Source organism: Carboxylicivirga caseinilyticus, from assembly GCF_050589785.1.
Taxonomy (GTDB): Bacteria; Bacteroidota; Bacteroidia; order Bacteroidales; family Marinilabiliaceae; genus Carboxylicivirga; species Carboxylicivirga caseinilyticus.
Genome location: NZ_JBNGOX010000008.1, coordinates 109,816 through 136,562, shown reverse-complemented (window position 1 = coordinate 136,562; position 26,747 = coordinate 109,816). Strand labels below are relative to the sequence as shown.

Below are 26,747 nucleotides of genomic sequence, written 5' to 3'. Positions count from 1 at the left end.
TAATAATTTACAATGAATTAAAACGTTACGTTAACACCAAATGTGAAAGTTCTTGGTCTTGGATAAGTAAAGAACTGACGGTTTGCACCCCATTTGTTATCACCCAAACGTGATGAGTTATCCGGATCAAAACCTAAATAGTCTGATGATGTAACCAGAAAGGCGTTGTTCACATTCGCATAAACACGTAATGCAGAAAGACCAATTTTCTTAGCTGATGCTGGTGTGAAGTTATAACCTAATTGAATTAGGTTACCTCGAAGGTATGAACCATCTGCAACCCAGGTATCATCGGCATTTGCATTGTTACCCATTCCAAAGTTAGACAAGCGAATTGCCTGTGCTTCACCGTTAGGATTTAAAGTTGGATGCCATGCTTCCTGATGAAGTCGGTCAAGTCCACTGGTTAAGAAACGTCCCTCTGTTGAGTGGAAAAATTCCTGCATAACCTGTACTCCCCAGGTAAATTGCAAATCTACAGTCAGGTCAAAACCTTTATAATTAAAGGTATTAATAAATGAACCCATCCAGCGAGGTAATCCATGACCGATAATCTGACGTTCTTTATAGGTTACTTTCTCACCAACAGTATTAGGTATATTCATTGTTTCTGCATCCCAATTGCCTGGGTTACCATCATAAATACCGGCACGTTTATATCCAAAGAAAGAAGAAAGTTCTTCACCTTCGCGGATTAAGATGTCATAACCAACAAAACCATCTGTTGTAATTTGTCTTTTTCCTGAAATTGGATCAATAGAAGCTCCTTCATCCAACTTTTCAACACGGTTTTTATTATAACCCAAATTAACAGTTGAAGTCCACTGGAAATTGGCATTGCGCACAGGATGTGCAGTAACTAAAATATCCAATCCTCGGTTCGATACCGAACCAATGTTATCCATTACAGAAGAGAACCCTGTTGAAAGTGGCAAAGGACGGTTAAGTAAAAGGTCAGTAGTATACTTATAATAATACGAAAGTTCTAAATTAAGTCTATTATTAAGCACTCCCAGATCAACACCCATATCCCATTGAGTGGTTTTTTCCCATTTAAGGTTTGCATTAGGCATATTACTCAAATAAGAAACAATTCGTAACTGATCACCAACAATTGTTTGCGATTGTCCAACACCAGCAAGAGAGCGGAATGTACCAATTTCAGAGTTACCAGTTACACCAATTGAAGAATGTAATTTCAACTTACTGATTGTTGAATTATCTTTCAAAAATCCTTCGTTTGAAACTAACCAACCCAAACCTAAAGATGGGAAGAATGCATATTTATTATTCTGTCCGAATTTTGAAGAACCATCATAACGTCCAGTAATCGTGGCCATATACTTATTATCATAAGAATAAGCTGCACGAAGGAAATAAGAATTCATTGCCCATCTGTCCCAGTCATTACCTACCGAAGGACGATTGGTTCCATTACCCAGGTTATAATAACCAAAGTAATCATCGTCATATCCAGTTTCAGAAGCTCCGAAATAAGTATAATTATATGCCTGCCATGACATACCAGCCATTAAATTTAGTGAGCTTGCACCAAATAATTTATTATAGTTCAGGTACGTTTCTTCCTGCCAGTAAAAAATATTTGAGTTACCTGCTCCAACTCTTCCCTCTGAGCTCTGATTAATCATTGGACGAGGAGTAACAGGAGTATAACTAGCACTGCGATTATTGTTATAATCAACACCAAATTGCGTTTTAATATCCAAATCTTTTGCCAGATGAAAGGTTAAAGCTGCGTTACCAAAAATTTGAGTTCTCCACTGATTAGCCTCTAATCTTTTAAGTAACTCAACCGGGTTACCAACACCTTCTGGACTAAAGTTTTGTGTACCGCTGTTAGGATCATCCTTATCTCTAAGAATGGCTGTTGTTTGAATAATATTAGTCTGTGTATAAACGCCATCCAACATTACTGGTAAAAATGGCAATTGTTCAATCATTGTACGAAGAGCACCTTGCCCGTAAGGGTTATCAGATGTTCTGTTTCCCCAGGTATGATTTACCAATAAGTTAACACCAGTAGATAACCATTTAGTTGGTTTATCATCATAAGTCATCTTGGCATTCAACCTTTTAAAGTATGAGTTAAGCAGAATACCTTGTTGATCAGTATAGTTTAAGAATGCTCCTACTGATGAATTTTCGCCACCACGCTGAATGTTTAATTGATGATTGTGAGAAATAGCGGTTCTTGAAGCTTCTTTCTGCCAGTTGGTATTGTAAATTGGTGAGCCATCAGAATTGAATAAGCGAGGATCTGTAAATAACTCAGATAAATCTGTGGTGAAATTACGACCTTGCCATGCGTTTGCATTTTCCAGACCTTGTTTAAATGTAGCCATCCACTCATTGGAATCCATCACATCCATATAGCGAGCCATTGTTCCAACTGATAATGAACCGTTATAAGAAATAGAAGAACCTCCTGCATCTGTTTTTCCGCGTTTGGTTGTAACTAAAATTACACCGTTGGCACCTCGTGCACCGTAGATTGCAGCCGATGAAGCATCTTTCAAAATTTCAATTGATTCAATATCATTAGGGTTGAGGTATTGGAAATTCTGCATCACAACTCCATCCACCACATACAAAGGATTTGCCGAAGCATTAATGGTTGCAATACCACGAATGATTACACGATTTTCACCACCTGGCTGACCTGTATTTGAGAAAATGTTTACACCTGCAGCTTTACCTTTTAACCCATCTAATGCATTAAACGATTGGGTTTTTAAAATATCAGCTCCTTTTGTCGTAGAAATAGATCCGGTCACATCTGATTTTCGCATCGTACCATATCCGACCACAACAACTTCATTGATTCCAACAACATCTTCTTCCATTGTTATATCATAGAAGTCCTTAGAATCAACAACAACTTCTACTGATTGCATTCCAATAAAAGAGAATAGTAATGTTTGGCCTTGAGCTACACTGATGGAGAAATTTCCGGTAACATCGGTTATTGTTCCATCGGTTGTTCCTTTTATTACAACCGAAACGCCGGGAATAGCTTTCCCGCTTGCATCAACAATCTTACCTTTTACCTGTTTTTGAGCTTGTTGCATGCTGGTTAAATCTTCTGAGGATTCTGAATCTCCTTTTTCAGAAGCAAATGAGTATCCACTAAATAAAAGGATAACCATTAAAAGGACTGTGGTTTTAAAGGCATATTCCTTCCACAATCCTGTTTTTGGATTAAATTTCATAATTTTGTAACGATTAATTGTAAAACAATGGGGGTTTGAAAGTTGCCGCTTTCTGCCCCTTTTTTAATTTAAACGGATTGGATTCTTTAACACGAGTTTACTTCCATAGATTATTGATTTAGTTAGAAATAGATTTATTGAATTGATCCTTATCAAATACTTTTAAAGTGACTGCATTGCAAATATTACCAGCCTAAACCTTTTCAATTCATATCATATGGTTTCATGATTGAAATAGAAAATCCATAAATAATGGTATATATTATTCTGCTTGTAATCTGAACACATCATTCTTGCTGTTATAATCAGTTTGGTGTAATACAATCCATCAAACACTATTCGTTTAACAGTATATATGTAATACAATATTATAAACTCACATACATTACAGGGTTGCTATAATTGACAAGAATGAATACTATACTGCCTATTTAAAACTCTTTTCACCCCTATATCAACAAAAGCTTAAATCATAGAAATTTTAATATCAACGAATTATCATAGAAACTTCAATTTATCAGATAGTAAATAAAGAAGATTATTTGTTCAATTAGAGTTCAAACAAAAAAGGTGTCACAAACTGCGACACCTTTTCTTTTATGATAATAATATTATTTTGAGAAGGAATAAGGTCTGTCTTTATCTTTTACTCCTCTGCTTTTATTTGGAACATCACTCATTTCAATATCAATTACAACACCTTCTTTAATTGCACTAATTGAAAAATAGTTCTTTGTATACTCTTTCCCATCAATCTTAAGATCCCTGATATATGCAGTTTCCTCATTATTATCCGGGGCATTGATAACAACATCATTTCCATTCTCAAGATGCAAAGTAGCCTTTTTAAATAATGGAGTACCCAAAGCATATTGATCGCTACCCGGACAAACAGGATAGAAACCCATAGCAGAGAAAACATACCAAGCCGAAGTCTGACCATTATCCTCATCGCCACAATATCCGTCTGGTGTTGGTTTATACAGCTTATCCATTGCATCTCTTACATGCATCTGTGTCTTCCAAGGCTGACCTGAGTAGTTATACATATAAATCATGTGCTGAATAGGCTGATTTCCATGCGCATAATTACCCATATTCATAATCTGCATTTCCCTTATTTCATGAATGGTTCCGCCATAGTAACTATCATCAAAAATCGGAGGCAAAGCAAAAACAGTATCCAGCATTTGATTGAAGGTTTGGTCGCCTCCCATCAGGTTAATTAATCCCTGAGGATCGTGAAACACAGACCAGGTGTAGTGCAATGAGTTACCCTCTGTAAAATCGCCTCCCCATTTGAAAGGATTGAATGGATCGCTCATCTCTCCGTTTTCTTTACGACCACACATTAAATTAAAATCCTTACGAAACAGGTTCTTATAATTTAAAGATCTTTCAGCATACACCTCAATTTCTTTCTTTGGTTTACCCAAGGCTTTTCCAACCTGGTAAATACACCAGTCATCGTAAGCATATTCCAATGTTCGTGCAGCACTCTCACGGATATCAACATCACAAGGAACATAACCCAGTTTGTTATAATACTCATGGCCCAATCTACCTGTTGAAGAAACATGAGGATGTACATTATTTGCACCATTTACTAATCCATCCCATAAAGCCTCTGTATCTTCCACTTTTAAACCTTGCAAAAATGCATCAGCCAGTATGGAAGCTGAGTTATTACCAACCATACAACCTCTGTGACCCGGACTGGCCCATTCTGGGAAGAATCCACTTTCTTTATACGTATTGATTAATCCTTCCTGAATCTCCATATTTACCGATGGATACATTAAATTCAAAAAAGGAAATAAACAACGGAAGGTATCCCAAAATCCTGAATCAGTATACATATACCCCGGCAAGACCTTGCCATTGTAAGGGCTATAATGAACTACATTACCTTTTTCATCTAACTCATAAAACTTACGAGGGAATAGCAATGAGCGGTATAAGCAAGTATAGAATGTTCTGTATTGATCAATACTTCCACCTTCCACTTCAATCCTGTTAAGAGATTTATTCCAAAGCTCTTTCCCCTCTTGTGCAATAGCAGTAAGATCTCTATCACCAACTTCTTTAAGATTAATCAAAGCCTGCTTATAACTAATAAAGGAAGAAGCAACCCTGGCTACAATTTTTTCTCCACGTTTGGTTTTAAAACCAATCACTGCACCCACATGATCACCTTGCTGCTCTTCAACACCCTCCAACAACTTATCATCAGAGAATAAATCAGCTGAAGTAAACTTCTGATCAAACTGAATAACGAAATAATTTTTAAAATTCTCTGGAACACCACCACTATTGCGGGTTGAATAACCAATAATTCTGTTTTTCTCTGGCTCTACCTTCACAAATGAACCTCTGTCAAAAGCATCAATCACCACATATGCCTCATCTGTTTCAGGATATGTCATTTCAAATATACATGCTCTGTCAGTTGGAGCTAGGTCCACAGAAACATCGTAATCGGCAAGATAAACACTGTATTGATAAGCTTTTACCTTTTCTGCTTTATGCGAAAACCAGCTGGCACGGTCTTTTTCAATAAATACTTTTTCGCCTACTACAGGCATTATAGAGAATTGTCCATAATCATTAATCCATGGACTGGGTTGATGGGTTTGTTTAAAACCTCTTATTTTTTGCTCAAATCTTCCTCCGGGATAAACACCTCCATAAGTATAAGTCCATCCATCTCCCATTTTTCCCATTTGAGGGGTCCAGAAGTTCATTCCCCATGGACGGGCAATAGCAGGGTATAAATTACCATTTGAAAGCCATACATTAGACTGCGTACCCATTAATGGATTCACATATTCAACCGGATCTTCAACAGCCCACAGTTTAATTGAACACAGCAATAACAGAAAAATTATAAATTCTTTTTTCATCAAAACGAATTGTAATAGTTATTAATAAATTATTGAATAACAAAAATGTAATAACCTACATTTAGGTATAAGAAAGATATCCAAATACATTTAAACGGGACTCATTAAGTTCCAAAATAATTAGGAAAACCAGACCCTTTGAATTCTTTCAATACAACAATAATCTACAATTAGAACATAGAGGTTGCTAAATATGACAAAAAAGTATCATCCTTGAATAATCTATGATCTTTACTAGTCCTATTGCATCATTTACAAATACGCTTATAAAAAAAAGCCATCCCGTTGGATGGCCGTAATTAAACACTGTCAAGGGGTGACCATTTAATTACTGTCTGTCTAATTGAGAATATATAGATCTATCTGCGTTAAAACTTTTCATAGGAAAACAATTCTTCTTCAGCAATTGCAATTTCAGAGTTAACCTTTGGTTCTTTGCCTGTAAACACTTTTGTTTTAGGTTTCATCCGTATAATACTTGTTAATTTGTGATCACCTGATTCAGTGCTAAAAAAGGATACGATATCTCTTAACTGACCCGCTTGTCCGGCAAGTTCTTCTGCACTTGATGCCAGCTCCTCACTTGAAGATGCGTTTTGCTGAGTAACGCTGTTTAATTGCTGTATCGCATTATTAACCTGTTGAGCTCCATTATTCTGCTCCATACTGGCTGCAGAAATCTCCTGAATTAAAAGCGATGTATTTTCAATTTTTGAAATAGTATCCATCATTACTTTACCCGTATCTTCAGAGAGTTGTAAACTAACCTGAGCCAATCCAACAATTTCTTCTGCCGCTTTTTTACTATTTTCCGCCAGCTTTCTTACTTCTGAAGCAACGACAGCAAAACCTTTACCATTTTCACCGGCTCTGGCAGCTTCCACTGCAGCATTTAAGGCGAGAATGTTTGTTTGAAAGGAAATATCGTTGATAATCGTAATTTTTTCTGAAATAATCTTGTTGGCATCAACAGCTTTTTGTGATTTTTCAGAAACTAGTTTCATACTATTATATGCATCTACCGATGTTTGAGCAGTTTGCTTGGCATTCTCTGTATTCTGAGCAATATTGGAGATTATTTCCTCCATGGTTGAAGATACTTCTTCAAGAGAGCTAGCCTGTTCTGTTGCTCCTTGAGACAATTGCTCTGATGAGCCACTCATTTGATTACTTGCTGTAGCTAATTGCTCTGAATTAACGATCACATCGCCAATAATTCCTTTCAATTTCTCGATTAAATTATAAAGTGAATTATTTAATAGACCCAGTTCGTTTGATGAGTGCGATTTCTCTACTTCAAGATTAAGGTTTCCATTTGACAATTCGTTTACCTGTTGAATTGATTTTTCTAAGGGAGTCCTGAGGATTTTATTAATATAAATAAATACACCTGCTCCTATAATTACATTTAATGGCGTTACAATAAACTGCCATACACCCTCGTAATAAAATTCAACTGACTTTGCCATCACAACAAATAATGTAAAAGACACAGTTATCATACTGAATTGAAACATGATCGACTTCTTAAAAATCAATCTTAGGATCAAAATGGCTACCGGAATTGTAGCGGATGTTTTTAATAATTCCAAAACTAAATTATTCATATTCTCCTGTATTAGTTATAATCTTTTTAGACAAAACACGCTCTATCACAGTAAACAGTCTTTTTGATACATGAGGTTTATAGATATACCCATTAAACCCCATGTCAATAATGGGTTGGATCACGACACTTTCGAAATGCATTGTTAGAGCAATAACCGGAATTTTGGGATAGATTATTCTTACTTGCTTAATTGCATCAACGCCATTCATATCGGGCATATTAAGATCAGTAATAATCAAATCCGGTTTTTTGGCTCTACAAGCCTGCACTAATTCGATTCCATTATAGCAGGTATCAATAACCTGGTATTGATTATTCTTACCAAGCATCAACAACAATGCTTCTAAAAACTGAGCATTATCTTCGGCAATAACAATTCGAATCTTTTCGTTCTCCATCTGTTCATTTGTAACACTGATATTTACGGCGATGGAAAAAGGAGGTTGGTTGTGTTTACTTCAAAAATGAATGTGTAAAACACTTCAATTTAAATGTGGTAAACCACATTTTATAACGAGGTAGTATAATGTCAGATGGATACAATCTTGTTTTTGATAGCCCAAATGATCAGGCCTGCATTATTTCGTTGTTTTGTTTTCTGCATCAAACGCGATTTGGTTGTTTCAACAGTTCGCAGACTTACAAATAAACGGTCAGCAATTTCTTTATTACTCAATCCCTGACAAATCAATTGAATTATTTGCGTTTCCCTGTCGGTAAGTTTAAGTAGTTCTTTCTTTTCTTTTATTATCTCTTCTTCAATACCCTGCATTTCAACAATCACTGTTCGCAGTATCTCTTGCGAAAAATAACTACCCCCTTTATATACTTCTTCTATGGCAGTTTTTAAAACGCCGGCTGATGATTGCTTCAACACAAATCCTCTGGCACCCGCTGTAACCATTTTATAATAGAATTTACGATCAGAAAACATGGTCAATGCAATAATCTTCAATTCCGGATTATTTGACAATGCCATCAGTGTCATTTCGATACCATTCATCACAGGCATATCAATATCGGTAAGTATAATATCAGGCTCAATGGAATCCATTTGATCGATAAACTCTTTACCATTACTAAACTCCCCAATTACATTAAAATTCTCAACCCTGTTTAGTTGCAGCTTGAGACCTTCCATTACAATTGGCAAATCTTCTATGATGACTATATTAATCATTGATAATTCGTTTTGATCGACAATTCAACTTTAACCCCTTCACCAGGTGCAGTATAATAACTGGAACTCCCACCCAGTTGTTTAATCCTGTTTTGTAAATTTAATAATCCAAAGCCCTTTTTATTGATTAGCGCCTGAGCATAATCAAAACCATCTCCGTCATCAGAAAACCTGACCTTTAAATATCCATCTTCATAATCGAAAAGAATTGAAATACATTTTGCCTGTGAGTATTTAACTGAATTATGGATTAATTCTACTAATATGCGATAAATTGTAAATTGAATGAGTTCTTCAAACGTACCTTTAAGGTTTGATTTGAGAACAAATTTAATATCTGAAACCTGCTGCAATTTTTCAATAAACGAACGTATGGCACTTACAGTACCATATTCGGTTAAAATCAGTGAACTCAGATTATTTGATATTTCTTTTATTGTATTAGTTGCATCTTCCAAGATAGAGTAGGTTCTTTCACTGTATTCCTTAATTTTAGTCATATCACCTTCCTCCTGGATGGCATTCACATATATCAAACTTGTTGATATTAATGGCCCCAGTCCATCATGGAGCTCCTTTGCATATCGTTCTCGTTCTTTCTCCTCAGACTGAATCATAGTTTGAAAGATCTCACGCTCCAATTTCTTCCGCTCTCTGATATCCCTGATAATCACCCAAAAACCACCATCAGGCACATTGCTTCGATATGCACTGGCTATCACAGGTATTAAGGTCTTATTCTTATGAACAAGAGCAATTTCCTTGATATCATTTTTAGAAGTACCTTCTATAAATCCTTCCCAGTTATAATTTTTATTGTCAAGTAAGTAAGTATAATTTTTCGCTAATAATTCATCCAACTCATACCCAACTAACTTTAAAAAGCTTTGATTACAAGCTGTAATGGACAGTCTATCATCAAAGAATAGAAAACCATCTTTACTGTTTTCAAAGATATCCTTGTATTTCTTTTCTGATAATTGTAAAGCCTCCAACGATTGAGACAGCTCATCAGATTTTTTATTTAACTCACGGATAGATTTTACAAACAAACTATAAAATACATGCGTTGATATTATAACGACTACCAGAACAAAAATATATGAAGATCCAACAGCTAACCATGTTGATGTATAATTCTGATATTCATCAAGATTGATATTTATATTAATAAAATCATGGTGGTGACCAATAAATATTAAAGCGTATAAAACTATGAATATAACCGAATAAATAAAACTTATTCTTTTACCATAAAGCAATGTAGCCAACGACACTACAACCAATATATAATAACCTGCATTAACTAATTTGAAGTTAATCATTCCCATAATGGCAATGGACAAATAAATTAGGAAAAGTGCATGTGTTTTATACTTCAATGGAATAAAACCTCTGAATAAATATAAGAGAATAATAACAGCCGCATCAATAATATGAACAAGATAAACAGGTTGCCAACCTGTATCCAGTAGACGTAACAGTCCGGGAACAAAAGCTATTATCATAAATATCGCTGTCGATGATAAGGTGATATTTATAATCTGTTCACGAATCCTATCTATTTGATTCTGAAGATGCATATTAGCTATTTATAAAAGAAGATTGTATCATTTATAAATGTAACGATTTTTGACTACCAACAAGAATCAATAAAAATAAAAAAGCTCATACGTCATTTGACATATGAGCTTATACTTTACTTGTCGGGGTACCAGGATTCGAACCTGGGACCCCCTGGTCCCAAACCAGGTGCGCTAACCGGACTGCGCTACACCCCGAAACAACATTCTAAAAAAACAAAGAACTTTATCATTACAAAGTTCTTAAAGTAGTCGGGGTACCAGGATTCGAACCTGGGACCCCCTGGTCCCAAACCAGGTGCGCTAACCGGACTGCGCTACACCCCGAAAACAATATTGAGCGGAGAGTGGGGGATTCGAACCCCCGGTACAGTTTCCCGTACGTCAGTTTAGCAAACTGGTGGTTTCAGCCACTCACCCAACTCTCCATTTTTACCTCTCACCTTTTGAGAGTAGCAATTACATCAAAACTCCTCTATCGTACGCCCCATTTGCAATTGCGTTTGCAAAAGTAGTAAATAGAATCATATCTCCAAAAACTTTTTCAAAAATTTCCGCACTTTTTATTCTTCAATATTATTGTCCGGAATTAACTAATTAAAAGTCAAAAAAAAAGCTCCCGAAGGAGCTTCAAAAAATTAATTATCTTTTTTAGGAGGTTTCTGTCCGGGCTTCGCAATTGAATCGCGCATGGCCGTATCAGCCTCAATATTCTTATATTTCAAATAATCCATCACGCCCAAATTTCCACTTCTGAAAGCTTCAGCTAAGGCCTTCGGAACGTCAGCTTCAGCCTCAATCACCTTAGCTCTGGCTTCTTGTGCTTTAGCTTTCATTTCCTGCTCAAGAGCAACAGCCATAGCTCTACGCTCCTCTGCTTTTGCCTGCGCAATATTTTTATCAGCTTCTGCCTGATCTATTTGTAAACCAGCACCAATGTTTTTACCTATATCAATATCTGCTATATCAATAGAAAGAATCTCAAATGCAGTACCGGCATCCAATCCTTTTTCCAAAACCACTTTAGAAATAGAATCAGGATTCTCCAACACAGCTTTATGAGAAATAGAAGAACCAATAGAGGATACAATACCTTCACCAACACGAGCAAGCACTGTTTCTTCACCAGCACCACCAACTAATTGTTTGATACTGGCACGAACCGTAACCCTGGCTTTAGCAATCAACTGAATACCATCTTTTGCAACAGCAGCTACTGGAGGTGTATCAATTACCTTTGGATTTACTGACATTTGAACCGCTTCAAATACATCACGACCTGCCAGGTCAATAGCCGTAGCCATTTGAAAGTTCAGGTCTATATTGGCTTTATTGGCCGAAACCAAGGCATGAACAACGTTCTCGATATGACCACCAGCCAGAAAGTGAGCTTCCAGTTCATCACGTTTTATTTCTTTTAATCCTGCTTTTGAAGCCTCAATCAGAGCTCGAACAATAACCCCTGGAGGCACCTTACGAATTCGCATCAAAACAAGCTGAATAAGCGAGATACGAACTCCTGAAACTAAAGCTGAAAACCAAAGTAAAATAGGAACATAATAAAGAAATAAAAAGACAACGACTACGACCGCCGCTATCAATAATATTGGAGCGAAACCTTCCATCATAAGTTTAATTTTTTAGGTTTTACAATTACGTATGTTTTATATACTTTTTGAACTATAACTGACGTGTTTTCATCAACAAAATGACCAGGGCAACGACCTTCAACCAGTTCGGAATTAACACTTACTTTTCCAATTGGATTTAAACGGGTTACTGTAACACCCTCGTCACCCTCTTTTATAACATCCTGCTTCACTGTTTCTACTTTACCATCAATATTTGACTGAAGCATGAGACGATTCCATGTATTTGACCGAAAAGCCATTACCAAAATAACTATACCCACAATCAAGGTACCAACCAGGGCAATATTACCCGATGATGTTCCATATTTGTCATATACCAAATAAATACCACCTGCTGCAAATAAGAACCCTCCTATTCCAGCAACCGTTACTCCGGGAAAAACAAAAAACTCTAGAACTAAAAGAAATAATCCTAAAAGGATTATTAAGATAATAACAGTTAATGACATAGTGATTTAATCAATGGTAACTAAAAGTTTTTCCTGAACCATTTGCTCTTGTATCGTTAAAAGTTTGTCAACTGCCCCAACCATAACATCGCACGATCCTTTGTAGTGAGTAATGAGGGCACATTGTTCTGCCTGAATAGCATCGTGCTCACAAACCTCACATAACACATCGATAACATGATCAAATGTATTAACATCATCATTATGAAGTGTAAGAATTCGCTTTTCACTATTACTTCCATCCTTCTCAGGAAGCTTGCTTCTTTTACTAAATGCAACCATAGGCCAAATGTTTCTTTAAAATAAACAGTTTTTTTGTAAAAAACCAATTTCTATTTTTTTAATTCATCTGTAAGATTAATTTGTTTGCCATCCTTAAACACAACAACAAATGCCCCACTAAATCCGGCTGCCCGCACTTTATCTAATTCTTCTGAAGCTTTTATATAACTTGGATATCTGCCTGTAAAATATTTTGTAAGATCTTTTGATGGAATTTCAGTTTTTGTAATCTCCGGTAATTGGCTTAATGCCTCAGCATTTGGTTCGTTTCGAAATACGCCAATCTGAATGCGATATTCATATTCTTTCTTAAAAGCTGCCTGAACAATTTCCTGAGGTTTCTTAACCTCCTCATCCATCCCTTGTAACTCCTGATATGTCTTTTGTACATTTCCCACAACCTCTTCTTTTTCCACCAACTCTTCAGCAACTTCACCACCTTCCTTCTTCTCAAGATAAGTAAACAATGCTTTCTCTTGCTCCTGTACTCCTGATCGCTTCATCGCACCTGCTTTTTCGTAGGTTTCCACGTCATACCCCAATACAGGGTTTAACATCTCTTTAGCATTTTTAAAGTAGGTTGAAGCATCGATCTGCGGTTGTTCTATATAAGAAAAATCTGCGGTTGAATTTGACTTTACCACATCACTTAACTTTTGACCATAAATCTTATATTTCTGATCGAGTGACTGATGGTACAATTCCAGAGAAATCTCCTTCAATTCCTTTGATTTATTGATCATTTCCTGAGCTGGCGAAACAACATTCTCTTCCTCTTCTTCATCCTGCTTTTTAAATGGATTAGATACAACCGGAACCTTTACCGACTGCTGATTATCAGCCTCCTCCAGCAGTTTAGATGACTCCAGACTAAGAATATTTCCCCAAACGAATAAAGAGTCTGCTTTTTTCAACTGAGCTACCTCTGATGGATCAAAAACCTGTTGATACATCTCATCTAACTCATTCAATTTCCGTTGAAATTCTTCGTTGGTATAATAGGTATATTCCGAAGGTATAAGAATCTCCTTCAACTTTGTTTCCGACTTCTTTTCAGTTTTTACCTGATCAGGTGCAATATACCTTCCTTGTCGAATCAATTCTTTAATTCTGGTCAGTTCGGTATATCTTGCATTATTTTGCGTTTGTTCAATATTGCCATCTAAACCATAAACCTGTTTTTCAAGCAAAAGAATATCTTTCACCAACATATCACGTTCGGTATCAGAATTAGTTCTTGCATACCTAATACGCTGACCTTTCATTAAGTTTGACAAACTATCTTTCTGATGAATCAACTGCTGACTCTGACGAAAATATTCCAATGCCTCCTGACTATTAAAATGCTCTTTTTTAGTGTAAACCAATGTGTCAGCAATCATAAAACGAAATTCAAAGCTTTTCTTTTGTTGATCAACAGATCCATTCTTATCCGTTTTACCGGTGGTATTGAAACTCTGATCAGAAAGAGGTAAAGCAGCTACCTCCTTGACCACATTCATATCTGTAACCAGATTTTTAACCACCTTACTATTCCATTTTATGGTGTATACAATCAAGGTACTATCGCTTGTTTCACGATTAGAAGCAAACCATCCCTTATCATTAAATTCATCCGTTACAAATAAGAAATCATCTTTAGGTGAGTTAAATGGTATGCCCACATTAACAGGAGTAGAAAACGTTTTTGTTCCGGAATCATATGTTGATTTATAGATATCAAATCCTCCCATTCCTCCTTCTCGATTTGAAGAGAAAAACAGGGTTTGTCCATCAATAAGTAAATACGGATACATATCATCAGCTTCTGAATTCAATTCATTCAAAAGTTTACTATCACTCCATCCATCCAGAAGCTTTTCCATTTTATAAAGATCCCTGTTGCCAGCTTCGTTTAGCAAGGCAAAATAAACCTGATCTCCCCGCTCCGTCAGATAAAGCACTCCCTCAGGGTCAACACCGGATTCAAAGAAATCACTATTCCGCATAATCCGTCCCACATCTTTCACCGGATGATAGTAATTAATGAAGGTTTTCTTCTGCACTGTATCTCTTGATAATACATCAAGATGATATACTTTGGCCGCTAAATCCACACTCACCTTACATTGCCGCACATACATCTCAGCTTTCTCATTACGGATATCTGAAGCTGCAGCATATTTTAAAAAGCGATTAAATTGCGAAATAGCTTCTTCAAAATTATAATTCAACTGATAAGCTCTTCCCAAATAATAATAGGCATCTCTACTAATCCCTTTTAATGCTGCAAATTTCAATCGCTTTACAGCTTCTGAGATATTCTCATTATTCTGCAACAGACATATTCCATAGTAATAATTGTATTTAGGCTCCCGATCGTACTTAGTCAATAAATAAGCATATGCTTTTTGAGCCTCTTTATAATCTCCGTCCTTAAAAATATCATAAGCTTGTTTTGAAGAATAAGATTCCTGTGCATTTATCTTTAGTGAAACAAATGCAATCATTATCAAAACAATGTATTGAATTTTCATACGTGTTAAAATCATATTTTTCTTGTGTTGGCAGCTTCAAAATTAAACAAACCTATCGATTTTGCAGCCTGCTTATCAGAATAACTAAGGTTAATCAATAATATTAAATGCAATGTACCAGCATTGAATAACATACAAATAAGCACAATAATATTACGATTAACAAAATACTTACAGCATTGAACTATTGCATGTTAATAACTTTTGAACCAAGCCTGAGCATATTCGTTGTATATTAAATATATTTGTAACCAATTAATTTCATTAGCTATGTCAGTACTAAAAGAAGGCGACAAAGCCCCTGTTTTCAAAGGAATCAATCAGGACAACAAAACAATCACCCTGGAGGACTTCAAAGGCAAAAAAGTCATTTTATATTTCTACCCAAAAGACAATACACCCGGCTGCACAGCTGAATCGTGTAATCTTAGCGAGAACTATGACGAACTTACCAGTAAAGGCTTTGAAGTAATAGGTGTTAGTCCCGACAGTATTTCGTCGCACCAGAAATTTATTGCCAAACACAATCTTAGATTCAACCTAATTGCAGACACTGAAAAAGAGATTCTTGAAATGTACAATGCCTGGGGAGAAAAGAAGTTGTATGGCAAAACTTACATGGGTGTTTTAAGAAAAACGTTTATTATTGACGAAGAGGGAACTATAACAAAGATCTTTGAGAAAGTAAAAACAAAAGATCATACAAATCAGATATTAAGCGAGTTAAATTTATAACTCTACTACCCTGACAAATTGAAGAAACAGCATAAAACAAAATAAAATGGCAGAAAAAGAGAAAAAAGAAAATAAAGTAAACCAGGAAAAACTGAAAGCCCTTCAGCTTACCATGGATAAAATTGATAAAACCTATGGTAAAGGAACCATTATGAAGATGGATGATGCATCCATTGAAGATGTTCCGGTTATACCATCCGGTTCCATAGCACTTAACCTTGCTTTAGGTGTTGGCGGTTTACCTCGCGGAAGAATTATTGAAATCTATGGTCCTGAGTCATCTGGTAAAACAACTCTTGCTATTCATGCCATTGCGGAAGCCCAAAAACAAGGAGGCATTGCAGCATTTATTGATGCAGAACATGCCTTTGATCGTTTTTATGCCGAAAAACTAGGGGTTAACCTGGAAAACCTTTTAATATCCCAACCCGATAATGGCGAGCAAGCTTTAGAAATTGCTGATCAGCTTATCCGATCATCAGCTATCGACATTATCGTTATTGACTCTGTTGCCGCTCTAACTCCAAAAGCAGAAATAGAAGGCGATATGGGTGATTCTAGAATGGGATTACAAGCCCGTTTGATGTCTCAGGCACTACGTAAATTAACTTCAACTATCAATAAAACCAACACAACCTGTATTTTCATCAACCAGTTGCGTGAAAAAATTGGAGTAATGTTCGGAAATCCGGAAACAACAACAGGTGGTAACGCATTAAAATTCTATGCCTCTGTTCGCTTGGACATTCGTCGTGTTACCCAAATTAAAGACGGCGAAAACGTTGTAGGTAGTTTAACCCGTGTTAAAGTTGTTAAAAACAAAGTAGCTCCTCCATTCAAAAAAGCCGAATTTGAAATTCGTTATGGCGAGGGAATCTCCAGAATTGGTGAGATCCTGGATTTAGGTGTTGAACTTGAAATTGTTAAGAAAAGCGGATCATGGTTCAGCTATGGCGAAACAAAACTCGGCCAGGGTAGAGAAGCTGTTAAGGAAGTAATTAAAGACAATCCTGAATTAGCGGAAGAACTGGAACAAAAAATTATGGAAGCCATTAAAGCGAAGTAATTCCAACACATACAAGAAACGGGTATTCTAAATCGAATACCCGTTTTTATTTATCTCAATTCTCACTATTTCTGCAGATAAGCCGATAAAGTTCCTGCTTCAATCACCTCTTTAAGATTCTTCATCTCCTTAGTAATCTTTATTTTATTCACAGGATTTTCGCAAAAGTCAACAACACCTGTTAATGCTTTCTGAACTAATTCTTCCTTGCCTATCCCACCTTCATTTTCGATATATCGTAAAGCATAATAAACCAGAAACATCTCATTCAGCTCCTGACGCTCTTCGGTTATTGTATTAATCTTTTCATTCAACAGTACTTCCTTGTCAAATTTAGCATCTACCCATTTCGAAACAAAGTCGGTAGCAACAATGCGCTGTTCATCGTTTTTATTATATCGGGCAGCTACCAGATAATAACAACACTCCAATACATCCTCTTCAGCTGATTTAAGCTGATTGTTATCATTAAGTTCAATTTCTTTCACATAAGAAAAATCCTGCGAATACATTAATGAAGCCATCAATAAGGCAAACACAGTTGTAATCAGATATTTCATAACACACAATTTTAATTATCACTTTTTAAAAGTGTTAATAATTACGGTTAAGCATCTGAAAGTGAGCATTCTTTTGACGAATGATTAAATATTATAGACTAAATTACAAATGTGATCGATAAACAGAATTCAATAAAAGGTTAAAATGCAGATTTACAACAACTAAAAGTCGTGCCAAATTTACAACCAAACACATACCATCAATAACTTTTTAACATGGGTATTATAAATAATGTATATACATAACAACCCACACAAAAATTTAAAAAACACTCAACGGAAGCAAATATCATTAATGCAAAGGCAAAACCCAAAGCCCAGCTGGTCAAATTAAATAAGCTCAAAACAATTATAAGAGCACTAAAAACCATACCCAAACGAGCGGCAAACATTTTCGGAGCCTTATCTATTTTTAACCCATCAGCATAATATTTAATTGCTAAAGTCTTTGAAACATAGGCAACAACACTGAATTTTCCATTCACATACCCCCTTAATAGAAAATCGACAAACAAAAAAACAGGAATCAACCATAATTGCGTAAACAAATACAATCCCAACAATACCACTACTAACAAGGCAGAAATTCGTGGTTGAGCTTCCAACACTCGATCAGGGGATACCGGACACACTAAATTCTTCATCTTTTGTTCTTTATTTAATGATCAATTCATTTATCAACACAACAAAGATATGAGATATAGAAAAATGAGCCTACTTTTTTAATATATATAATCCTATTAATTTAATATAAATCTATTATAACATTTATATATCAATATATTATATTTCATTTTATTTTAGTATGTTTTATTTATATGATATATTTATACAACCCAAAACTACTAACATAGGGTATTCATTTACGCAATTTTTGTCGCCTAACGAAAATGACTAAAAATGAGACTTTACAAATGACCCCAAACAAAATAAACCAACGATATAAATGATCAAATGCAGAATAGTTTTTAAAAAATACCCCCATCATTACCAATGATACTCCAATAAATAGCAATATTATCTCCCAGCCTATTTTTAATATTTTTCTACTGACACCTATCACCAGGTAGATAACCTTCAAACTACCTCCGGCAGCAAAAAAAACAATTGACCAATCAAACAATTCCGCCTGCATCCTAAGAAGAATACCCAGAAGAATAAAAATTCCACCTAGAATAAGTAGCCATTTCGATGGTTTATTTATCATTTTAGCCATAAACATTTTATTACCCTGTAAGGTTATAAACAAAGACATTTGTATTTAATAGCTTTATTATCTTTACAGCCATTAAAGACCCAATTTATGAAAACGGCAAGTATAATCATTTTCTTAAGCATTGTATTAAGCATTCATTTTTTTGTCAACTTTTACATTTACCAAAGAGGAATGCAATGGTTGGAGAATACTACCACCTTAAAATCTACATTCAGAATTTTAATGATTGTACTTTTTTTAGCTTATCCAGCAGGACGGTTTCTGGAAAAAATATGGTATGCTCCCCCAGCAACCACCCTTCATTGGATTGGAGCCTTCTGGTTTGCAGGCATGCTATATTTTACACTTAGCCTCATAACTGTTGATCTAATCAGATTATTGAACTGGATATTCCACTTCCTCCCTTCGAAAGGAAGTGCAGCTTATGATCAGTTAAAGACAATAACCGGCATCATAATTTTTTCAGGAGTTCTTTTAACCATACTCATTGGCTTTTTAAATGCCTGGCATCCAAAAATCAACCAACAAACAATTAATATTCACAAGAATGCAGGATCAATGCAATCTTTGAAAATTGTTGCAGCCTCAGATATACATCTCGGAACCATTATTGGTCCAAGAAAAACAAGCAAACTGGTTGAAACTATCAATAGCCTTCATCCCGATATCATACTTCTGGCAGGAGACGTGGTAGATGAAGATGTACAACCCGTTATCAAACAAAACTTAGGCAAAAACCTTTTGGAATTGAAAGCTCCCATGGGAGTTTATGCTTCGACAGGTAATCACGAGTATATTGGTGGCGTTGAAAGAGCTGTAGAATATTTGATCGATCATGGCATTACTGTTTTACGTGACTCCAGCATCACCATAAATGATTCGTTTATTATTGCCGCCAGAGAAGACAGAGATAAAAACAGAACCAATAACCAGCGTAAAAACCTTGAGGAATTGCTTGGAAATCTTGACCATTCAAAACCTATCATTTTACTCGATCACCAACCTTATAATTTGGATGACGCAACAAATGCAGGTGTTGATTTGCAAATATCAGGGCACACTCATCATGGTCAGCTTTGGCCTTTTGGATACATCACGAAAAAAATATTTGAAGTAAGCAGGGGTTATAAGCAAAAAGGCAATTCTCATTTTATTGTCAGCACAGGCTTTGGCACCTGGGGACCTCCTATCAGAACAGGAAACAGACCAGAGATATTAGAAATCAATTTAAACTTTGTCGGTGAAGTTAATGAATAAACTCTATCTTTGATTCATATATCAAAGATGTAACCTAATATTCAACCCGGCTCAATCTTATGATCCGAATATCTTTATTAATTGCATTTGTTTGCACCATATTTATAAGTAATGCTCAGACTATCTCTGTGCGCGATGCTCAGAATCTGCAACCACTTGAACTGGTAACTATTTTTACTTCAACACCAACCATTAGTACCGTAACTAATACCAATGGGAAAGCATCTTTGGAAGAATTTGCCGATGTAGATAGTATTTTTTTCAGACTAATTGGTTATGAATCAAAGATTCTTAGTTACCAACAATTAAAAAAACTAAACTGGGTATTATTGCTGGAGCCAAGCGAACTCTCTTTGGATGAAATAATCGTTTCTGCAACAAAGTGGAAACAAGGAAGAAGAGAAACCCCTTCTAAAGTAACCATCCTGAAACCCAAAGACATTACTTTTTTAAACCCTCAAACAGCAGCTGATTTAATCGCCAATACCGGAGATGTATATATTCAGAAGAGTCAGCTTGGAGGAGGCAGCCCTATGATAAGAGGTTTTGCAACAAACCGTGTATTAATAACCGTTGATGGAGTAAGAATGAATAATGCTATCTTCAGAAGTGGTAATCTGCAAAACATTATTTCGCTCGATCCGTTTTCCACAAACCGGGCAGAAGTAATTTTTGGTCCTGGTTCAGTAATTTATGGAAGTGATGCCATTGGTGGTGTAATGGGATTTTTAACCTTCGATCCAATAATTGGCCATGGCGACAAAACACTTATTAAATTAAGAGCTAACACTCGTTATTCATCAGCTAACAATGAGGCGACAGGACATTTTGATTTAAACCTGGGATTTGAAAAGTGGGCTTCATTTACAAGTTTCACCTATTCTGATTTTAGTGATTTAAAGATGGGGTCAAATGGACCCGATGAATACCTACGACCTGAATATGTGATTACAAAAAATGGTGTTGACCAGATTATTAAAAACACAAACCCGGAGCTACAAACTCCTACTGCCTACAACCAGGTGAACCTGATGCAAAAGTTTAAATATACACCCAATAATAACTGGCAACTGAATTACAGCTTTAATTACTCTGAATCTTCAAATGTTGATCGTTACGATCGACTTATACAATACAAAAACAATACATTGCGCTATGCCGAATGGTATTATGGACCGCAGGTTTGGATGATGAATAACCTTAGCATCCAACACTCATCTCCAACCAAGATCTATGACCACATGCACATTATTGCATCTCACCAACATTTTAAAGAAAGCAGACACAACCGTAGCTTAAATAGTTCATCCATCACTCACAGAACCGAAAAAGTTAATGCCATTAATCTGAATGTTGACTTTGAAAAAAACAATCAGAATGGCAATCGTCTATTCTACGGTTTTGAAGCTATCGGTAATTCTATCAACTCAGAAGGACTTCAGGAAGACATCTTTACTAACATAACAGCACCTGCTTCATCACGTTACCCCGATGGCTCTGTTTGGTTATCTACGGCAGCTTACGGAAACTACTTACATAAAGTAACAAAAAAAACAAGTCTGCAAGGAGGTGTTCGCTACAACTACATTCACTTAAATGCCGAATTTAGTGATGAGTTTTTCGATTTCCGCTTTGACAACACAACTCTTAACACTGGAGCATTAACCGGTAGTCTTGGCATTATTCACAATCCTAATGAAAATATTCAGCTAAGCTCTTCTTTGTCGACGGGATTTCGTGCTCCCAATATTGACGACATTGGTAAAGTATTTGATTCAGAACCCGGATCAGTCGTAGTTCCCAATCCTGATCTAAAACCTGAATATGCCATCAACGGAGAAGTAGGTGCAGCCATTGTTGTAATTGAAAAACTAAAAATCGACATGGCAGCTTATTACACCTGGTTAACCAATGCCATGGTTCGCAGAGATTATCAACTGAACGGTCAGGACAGTATTTTGTATGATAGTGAATTAAGTAAGGTGCAGGCAATACAAAATGCTGCTCATGCAAAAGTTTATGGAATTCAGGCTGGCATGGAATATAAGTGGAGATCAGGTATCAGTGCTTCCAGCAGATTTAATTATCAGAAAGGACAGGAAGAACTCGACGATGGAACAACGTCTCCTTTACGTCATGCTGCACCATGGTTTGGAGTTACACACCTGAGTTACGAAACAGAAAAACTAAAGCTTGACTTCAATATTCAATACAATGGTGAGGTATCATATAACAATATGCCCGAAAGCGAGATTGACAAAGCATACATGTATGCCCTCGACACAAATGGTAATCCATATGCCCCGGGTTGGACAACCATAAATCTGGTTTCGCAATACCACATCACCCCTAACCTATTAGCTACAGCTGGTATAGAAAACATTACTAATAAACGTTACAAAACCTATTCATCAGGTATTGCTGCACCCGGACGGAATATTATTATCTCTCTGATGCTTTCACTTTAGCAGGTAAAAAGTTAATTAATGCCAAAAAATCAATAAGTTCCGTTTGGATACCACATTTTTAAAAAAAGAGGTCTATCTTTGCGCTCGATTTAACGAGGACCACTCAGGTCACAATCAGTAGCACTGTCGTAGCATAATTAATTCTTGGTATCGCTGCATGATCGTGAGAAGGGGTGGATAAAGAATTATTTATGCAAACATTTAAAGAAAGCGGACTTCCGGAAGAAGTTCTGAAAGCTATTGGTGAGCTTGGATACGAAACACCAACCCCTATTCAAACGAAGACCATTCCTGAAATTCTAAACTACGGTAACGACCTGATTGCTCTGGCACAAACCGGAACCGGAAAAACAGGAGCATTTGGATTACCGGTGATACCACAGATTATTACCGAAGATAAAAAAGTTCAGGCTTTGATTTTATGTCCTACACGCGAATTGTGTCTGCAAATCACAAAAGACCTGAACAACTACGCAAAATATTATAAGGATTTGTACATCACTCCCGTGTATGGAGGAACTGAAATCAGAACTCAGATCAGAGCTTTGAAAAGAGGAACACATATTGTAGTGGGTACTCCAGGCCGTATGAACGACCTTATCAATCGTAACGCAATTGAATTGGGTGATGTTCGTTGGTTGATACTTGATGAAGCAGACGAGATGTTAAACATGGGCTTCAAAGATGATTTGGAAAGCATCATGGCACAAACTCCAGAGTGGAGACAAACCTTACTTTTCTCAGCTACCATGCCACCTGATATTGCACGTATGTCGAAACAGTACATGCAGGATCCGGTTGAAATCAGCGTTGGTACTAAAAACTCAGGTTCATCCAATGTAGAACACCATTATTACATGGTTCATGCAAGCGATCGTTACAAAGCACTGAAGCGCATTGTTGACGTTACACCTGATGTTTACGGAATTGTATTCTGTCGTACCCGTCAGGAAACCAAAGACATTGCTGACAGCTTAATGGCTGATGGCTACAATGCAGATGCTATTCATGGTGACCTTTCACAGGCACAACGTGATTTGGTAATGCACCGTTTCCGTAAAAATCACCTTCAACTTTTAGTTGCTACCGATGTGGCTGCCAGGGGAATTGACGTAAACGACCTAACACACGTTATTAACTATAACTTGCCGGATGATATTGAGGTATACATTCACCGAAGCGGTCGTACAGGACGTGCAGGTAAAAAAGGTATATCCGTATCTATCATCCATGCCCGCGAAGCTCATCGTATCAAAGCTATAGAAAAAATTGCCAAGAAAACTTTCGAACGCAAATGGGTTCCAAAGGCAGACGAGATTTGCGAAAAACAATTATTCCACTTCCTCGACCGGGTTGATAATACAGTATTGGAAGATGATTCACCTGTTAAAGCTTTAATGCCTGCCGTATACGAAAAGCTGGCAACCATGGAGCGCGAACAGTTGATTACTCAGTTTGTAGCAGCAGAATTCAACCGTTTTATGGAGTATTATAAAGATGCTCCTGATCTGAATATCTATAAAGAAGATCGTTCAAAAGGACGTAATGGTGGAGGAAGAAGAGGCGATGTTCCTTTCAGCCGTTTATTTATCAATCTGGGAAAAACTGACAAAGTTTCTTCAGGTGATATCATTGGCCTGATAAACAGCAAATTTAAAGGTACAACCGTAAAAGTAGGTAAGATTGAATTACTTCGTAACTTCTCTTTCATTGAAGTTGATAAAGACTATGAGCAGGAAGTAATTGAAAAGCTTGGTAAAACTAAATTAAAAGGTAAAAAAGTAAGCCTTGAAGTGGCTACACCAAAACCATCGTCGAAAAGAAGAACTAAAAGACGACAATAACACACCAAGAGGCACCGGAAACGATGCCTCTTTTTTATAGATTATTAAATTTTAATTATTCTGTTGTTTCTTAACTATAGCTAAAACCATTATTTATTTTGGCTTACAAAACCATCATATAACCCCTTTACTTTCTCTGGTTCTTTGCAATCCAGCATTCCATAGATAAATCCTTTTTTATAGGTGAGCTTAACCTTATCCAGATAAGGATCATCAAACACATAGGTTATTTCTTTCAACTTCTTTTTAAACTTTAAACGAGTAAAATATTTACTCATGATCTCACGACATCTCTCATCATCTCCCTTATAAACAAATAATCTGCACTCTTCGTCACCTATCTTGTATTTAGCCGTAAACGCACCATTAAACCCGGTTACTCCCATAAAATTCTCGGCCATATATCGCTCGCTCGAAGGTATTTTGTTTTCAGCAGGGAAATAACTTAACTGTTCGGGAAGCAGGCATTTTTCGCATACTTTACCAGCCACCTGTTTGGCAAAGTCAACTAATGAATCCTCATCCAATGCTGGATGCCCGTTGTAAACCTTCACATAATAACTACCCGCCAGAAAAAAAACAGCTCCACTTTCGTAAAAACCCTCAGCTCCAATCTCCAATAAGTTTGCCGCTTGTGGTCTTTCTTCAGAGTAAATACCAAAGGCATACATATTATCACCATGTCGATAGAGCTCCAATGTTAACGACTGTTCCTGATCATTTGTATAATCGGCAACCCATAAATCCTGAAAATCATAACCCAGATAAAAATCAGAGGCTCCGTTGATATAATTATACAGATTATCACGGTCGAAAAACTGCTTTTCTCCTTGCAAAGTAAAACCTTCAATATTTTCAAATTGAGCAGGATAAGTCTGAGCACCCACCAATGTGACGCAAACAAATGCCATCACACTTAATAAAATTTTCTTCATTCAACTATTTTAAAATTAACGCTTACGATATTAGCTGATAAATTCATCCGGAACATCAACCAAACGACTAACTTTTTTAATTTTATCAGCAACGGCAAAATTCTTAACACAGGAAACTGTACAGCTATCACAATCAGAGCATGGATCGTTTTTTACGCCCATATCAGCAAGTAAGGTCTTAGCCTGATTCATATCGCGATAACCATAAGTGTACATATACGAGCGCATAATTTCAGGTATGGGTAATCCTTTTTTACATTGTCCGGCGCACACACTACACTGATTACAATACAACCCTGCATATTCGCGGGCAAATTCCAGATCTTTCTCTTCCTGCTTTGACATCTTAAGCTTTTCCATTACCGAAAAACTCTCGTCTAAATGTTCAAAGGCTGTAAAGCCAGGTATAGCTGTACATATATTTTCATTTTGTAAAGCCCATTTCAAGGCAGCTTTGGTATTAACCGGCTTGGTATGCTCTTCATCCAGAAAACCACCTGCCATTGTTTTCATAGCAACAAAGCCTATTCCTTTAGCAGCTGCATCAGCAATGGTCTGCGTTAATTCGTCGCGATGATCCTGTTTAAAATTATAGGCAGTGAGAACCACATCATAAATACCGGCTTCTACAGCAGCTTTTATAACTTCAGGTTCGTTTTTATGAGTTGATACGCCCAAAAACTTGCACTTACCCTGCTCTTTGGCCAGTTTCAATGCCTTAATCAATTCAGGATGCAACACTGCTTTACCGGAAGATACAGCATGAGCATAAAGTAAATCAACCTGATCCATTTGCAAGCGTTTTAAACTAGTATCGAGGTACTCCATAAACTTTTCGACAGTAAAACCAGATCCTATCTCACCTGTTTTTCTATCCATATCATCAGGCACAACCTTGGTCGCTATAAAAAACTGGTTTCGATCATAATTCTGGAATATTTCTCCCAGCATTTCTTCGTTTTTCCCCTTTTGATAAACGTGAGCAGTGTCAAAATGTACGATTCCTCTTTTTATTCCTGCCTCAATTAAAGCTTTGGTATCACCTCGCATGGCGCCCATACTAACAATGGGAAGCTTAACTCCTGTTCGTCCTAATGTACGGTAAATAACGTCGGCTTTTTTAAAACTGGCTGCCTGTGCCGTTTCACTCTTTATTAAAGCTGCTCCGGCTAAACCGGCTGCTGTCAGCTTTAAAAAATTTCTTCTGCTGTTGTCTGATTTATTCATGGGATTCGGATTAATTGAATCCCAATATAGTAATT

The 26,747-nt window shown here is 36.5% G+C and carries 20 protein-coding genes and 3 tRNA genes; 5 read left to right on the top strand and 18 right to left on the bottom strand.

Features of this window, described 5'->3' with window-relative positions:
- Positions 1–17 precede the first annotated feature (17 nt).
- The 13 genes from ACRD62_RS06495 to ACRD62_RS06435 all read right to left on the bottom strand — a co-directional run bounded on the left by ACRD62_RS06495 (position 18) and on the right by ACRD62_RS06435 (position 15,404).
- Complete coding sequence (locus ACRD62_RS06495) at positions 18–3,230, bottom strand: SusC/RagA family TonB-linked outer membrane protein (protein WP_430819320.1); 3,213 nt, start codon at positions 3,228–3,230, stop codon at positions 18–20.
- A 611-nt stretch (positions 3,231–3,841) separates the two neighbouring features.
- Positions 3,842–6,133 carry a GH92 family glycosyl hydrolase gene (locus tag ACRD62_RS06490; RefSeq protein WP_430819319.1) on the bottom strand — a complete coding sequence of 764 codons (2,292 nt, stop codon included), beginning with the start codon at positions 6,131–6,133 and terminating at the stop codon, positions 3,842–3,844.
- A gap of 368 nt (positions 6,134–6,501) precedes the next feature.
- Positions 6,502–7,740 (bottom strand): methyl-accepting chemotaxis protein, encoded by a 1,239-nt coding sequence (locus ACRD62_RS06485; RefSeq protein WP_430819318.1) that lies wholly within the window; start codon positions 7,738–7,740, stop codon positions 6,502–6,504.
- Positions 7,733–8,140 carry a response regulator gene (locus ACRD62_RS06480; RefSeq protein ID WP_430819317.1) on the bottom strand — a complete coding sequence of 136 codons (408 nt, stop codon included), beginning with the start codon at positions 8,138–8,140 and terminating at the stop codon, positions 7,733–7,735. Before ACRD62_RS06480 ends, ACRD62_RS06485 begins: the two co-directional genes overlap by 8 nt.
- Positions 8,141–8,271: 131 nt before the next feature.
- Positions 8,272–8,922 (bottom strand): response regulator, encoded by a 651-nt coding sequence (locus tag ACRD62_RS06475; protein ID WP_430819316.1) that lies wholly within the window; start codon positions 8,920–8,922, stop codon positions 8,272–8,274.
- Positions 8,919–10,505, bottom strand: a complete 1,587-nt coding sequence (locus ACRD62_RS06470; protein WP_430819315.1) for a PAS domain-containing sensor histidine kinase — start codon at positions 10,503–10,505, stop codon at positions 8,919–8,921. Before ACRD62_RS06470 ends, ACRD62_RS06475 begins: the two co-directional genes overlap by 4 nt.
- Before the next feature lie 123 nt (positions 10,506–10,628).
- Positions 10,629–10,703: transfer RNA gene (locus tag ACRD62_RS06465), tRNA-Pro, on the bottom strand.
- 54 nt (positions 10,704–10,757) lie between these two features.
- Positions 10,758–10,832 (bottom strand) — tRNA-Pro (locus ACRD62_RS06460).
- A gap of 14 nt (positions 10,833–10,846) precedes the next feature.
- Positions 10,847–10,933: transfer RNA gene (locus ACRD62_RS06455), tRNA-Ser, on the bottom strand.
- A 210-nt stretch (positions 10,934–11,143) separates the two neighbouring features.
- Positions 11,144–12,133: a flotillin-like protein FloA gene (gene floA / locus ACRD62_RS06450; RefSeq protein ID WP_430819314.1), complete on the bottom strand. Its 990-nt coding sequence runs from the start codon at positions 12,131–12,133 to the stop codon at positions 11,144–11,146.
- Positions 12,130–12,606, bottom strand: coding sequence for an NfeD family protein (locus ACRD62_RS06445; RefSeq protein WP_430819313.1), 477 nt, complete (start codon positions 12,604–12,606; stop codon positions 12,130–12,132). The genes floA and ACRD62_RS06445 overlap by 4 nt, the downstream gene beginning before the upstream one ends.
- 6 nt (positions 12,607–12,612) lie before the next feature.
- On the bottom strand, positions 12,613–12,888 hold the full coding sequence (locus ACRD62_RS06440; protein WP_430819312.1) for an ATP-dependent Clp protease adaptor ClpS: 276 nt from the start codon (positions 12,886–12,888) through the stop codon (positions 12,613–12,615).
- Between the two features lie 50 nt (positions 12,889–12,938).
- Positions 12,939–15,404, bottom strand: coding sequence for a hypothetical protein (locus ACRD62_RS06435; RefSeq protein WP_430819311.1), 2,466 nt, complete (start codon positions 15,402–15,404; stop codon positions 12,939–12,941).
- 270 nt (positions 15,405–15,674) lie between these two features.
- Here ACRD62_RS06435 and bcp point away from each other — a divergent pair, with 270 nt between their 5' ends.
- On the top strand, positions 15,675–16,139 hold the full coding sequence (gene bcp / locus ACRD62_RS06430) for a thioredoxin-dependent thiol peroxidase (protein WP_430819310.1): 465 nt from the start codon (positions 15,675–15,677) through the stop codon (positions 16,137–16,139).
- A 46-nt stretch (positions 16,140–16,185) separates the two neighbouring features.
- On the top strand, positions 16,186–17,205 hold the full coding sequence (gene recA, locus ACRD62_RS06425; protein ID WP_430819308.1) for a recombinase RecA: 1,020 nt from the start codon (positions 16,186–16,188) through the stop codon (positions 17,203–17,205).
- A gap of 65 nt (positions 17,206–17,270) precedes the next feature.
- Here the strand turns inward: recA and ACRD62_RS06420 are convergent, their stop codons facing one another.
- The 3 genes from ACRD62_RS06420 to ACRD62_RS06410 all read right to left on the bottom strand — a co-directional run bounded on the left by ACRD62_RS06420 (position 17,271) and on the right by ACRD62_RS06410 (position 18,981).
- Positions 17,271–17,765, bottom strand: a complete 495-nt coding sequence (locus ACRD62_RS06420; RefSeq protein ID WP_430819307.1) for a hypothetical protein — start codon at positions 17,763–17,765, stop codon at positions 17,271–17,273.
- A 200-nt stretch (positions 17,766–17,965) separates the two neighbouring features.
- Complete coding sequence (locus tag ACRD62_RS06415) at positions 17,966–18,409, bottom strand: DUF4395 domain-containing protein (protein ID WP_430819306.1); 444 nt, start codon at positions 18,407–18,409, stop codon at positions 17,966–17,968.
- A gap of 215 nt (positions 18,410–18,624) precedes the next feature.
- Entirely contained in the window at positions 18,625–18,981 is a 357-nt protein-coding gene (locus tag ACRD62_RS06410) for a hypothetical protein (RefSeq protein ID WP_430819305.1), read from the bottom strand.
- 87 nt (positions 18,982–19,068) lie between these two features.
- On the opposite strand from ACRD62_RS06410, the gene ACRD62_RS06405 reads away from it, so the two are divergent.
- The 3 genes from ACRD62_RS06405 (at position 19,069) to ACRD62_RS06395 (ending at position 24,550) form a co-directional block, all read left to right on the top strand.
- Positions 19,069–20,238 (top strand): metallophosphoesterase, encoded by a 1,170-nt coding sequence (locus tag ACRD62_RS06405; protein WP_430819304.1) that lies wholly within the window; start codon positions 19,069–19,071, stop codon positions 20,236–20,238.
- A 59-nt stretch (positions 20,239–20,297) separates the two neighbouring features.
- Positions 20,298–22,706 (top strand): TonB-dependent receptor plug domain-containing protein, encoded by a 2,409-nt coding sequence (locus tag ACRD62_RS06400; RefSeq protein ID WP_430819303.1) that lies wholly within the window; start codon positions 20,298–20,300, stop codon positions 22,704–22,706.
- Between the two features lie 191 nt (positions 22,707–22,897).
- The gene (locus ACRD62_RS06395; protein WP_430819301.1) at positions 22,898–24,550 is read left to right on the top strand and encodes a DEAD/DEAH box helicase; all 1,653 of its coding nucleotides are present in this window, start codon (positions 22,898–22,900) and stop codon (positions 24,548–24,550) included.
- An 89-nt stretch (positions 24,551–24,639) separates the two neighbouring features.
- Here ACRD62_RS06395 and ACRD62_RS06390 read toward each other — a convergent pair whose 3' ends face one another.
- Positions 24,640–25,485, bottom strand: coding sequence for a DUF6599 family protein (locus ACRD62_RS06390; RefSeq protein WP_430819300.1), 846 nt, complete (start codon positions 25,483–25,485; stop codon positions 24,640–24,642).
- 30 nt (positions 25,486–25,515) lie between these two features.
- Positions 25,516–26,712: an aldo/keto reductase gene (locus ACRD62_RS06385; RefSeq protein WP_430819298.1), complete on the bottom strand. Its 1,197-nt coding sequence runs from the start codon at positions 26,710–26,712 to the stop codon at positions 25,516–25,518.
- Between the last annotated feature and the right edge of the window lie 35 nt (positions 26,713–26,747).

Bases quoted from the DNA above. Each gene is read 5' to 3' on its own strand.
- ACRD62_RS06395 (WP_430819301.1), top strand. From the start codon at position 22,898: ATGCAAACATTTAAAGAAAGCGGACTTCCGGAAGAAGTTCTGAAAGCT.
- floA (WP_430819314.1), bottom strand. From the start codon at position 12,133: ATGATGGAAGGTTTCGCTCCAATATTATTGATAGCGGCGGTCGTAGTC.
- ACRD62_RS06470 (WP_430819315.1), bottom strand. From the start codon at position 10,505: ATGCATCTTCAGAATCAAATAGATAGGATTCGTGAACAGATTATAAAT.
- recA (WP_430819308.1), top strand. From the start codon at position 16,186: ATGGCAGAAAAAGAGAAAAAAGAAAATAAAGTAAACCAGGAAAAACTG.
- ACRD62_RS06405 (WP_430819304.1), top strand. From the start codon at position 19,069: ATGAAAACGGCAAGTATAATCATTTTCTTAAGCATTGTATTAAGCATT.
- ACRD62_RS06445 (WP_430819313.1), bottom strand. From the start codon at position 12,606: ATGTCATTAACTGTTATTATCTTAATAATCCTTTTAGGATTATTTCTT.
- ACRD62_RS06390 (WP_430819300.1), bottom strand. From the start codon at position 25,485: ATGAAGAAAATTTTATTAAGTGTGATGGCATTTGTTTGCGTCACATTG.
- ACRD62_RS06435 (WP_430819311.1), bottom strand. From the start codon at position 15,404: ATGAAAATTCAATACATTGTTTTGATAATGATTGCATTTGTTTCACTA.
- ACRD62_RS06400 (WP_430819303.1), top strand. From the start codon at position 20,298: ATGATCCGAATATCTTTATTAATTGCATTTGTTTGCACCATATTTATA.
- ACRD62_RS06475 (WP_430819316.1), bottom strand. From the start codon at position 8,922: ATGATTAATATAGTCATCATAGAAGATTTGCCAATTGTAATGGAAGGT.
- ACRD62_RS06385 (WP_430819298.1), bottom strand. From the start codon at position 26,712: ATGAATAAATCAGACAACAGCAGAAGAAATTTTTTAAAGCTGACAGCA.
- ACRD62_RS06485 (WP_430819318.1), bottom strand. From the start codon at position 7,740: ATGAATAATTTAGTTTTGGAATTATTAAAAACATCCGCTACAATTCCG.
- bcp (WP_430819310.1), top strand. From the start codon at position 15,675: ATGTCAGTACTAAAAGAAGGCGACAAAGCCCCTGTTTTCAAAGGAATC.
- ACRD62_RS06410 (WP_430819305.1), bottom strand. From the start codon at position 18,981: ATGGCTAAAATGATAAATAAACCATCGAAATGGCTACTTATTCTAGGT.
- ACRD62_RS06480 (WP_430819317.1), bottom strand. From the start codon at position 8,140: ATGGAGAACGAAAAGATTCGAATTGTTATTGCCGAAGATAATGCTCAG.
- ACRD62_RS06440 (WP_430819312.1), bottom strand. From the start codon at position 12,888: ATGGTTGCATTTAGTAAAAGAAGCAAGCTTCCTGAGAAGGATGGAAGT.
- ACRD62_RS06415 (WP_430819306.1), bottom strand. From the start codon at position 18,409: ATGAAGAATTTAGTGTGTCCGGTATCCCCTGATCGAGTGTTGGAAGCT.
- ACRD62_RS06495 (WP_430819320.1), bottom strand. From the start codon at position 3,230: ATGAAATTTAATCCAAAAACAGGATTGTGGAAGGAATATGCCTTTAAA.
- ACRD62_RS06420 (WP_430819307.1), bottom strand. From the start codon at position 17,765: ATGAAATATCTGATTACAACTGTGTTTGCCTTATTGATGGCTTCATTA.
- ACRD62_RS06490 (WP_430819319.1), bottom strand. From the start codon at position 6,133: ATGAAAAAAGAATTTATAATTTTTCTGTTATTGCTGTGTTCAATTAAA.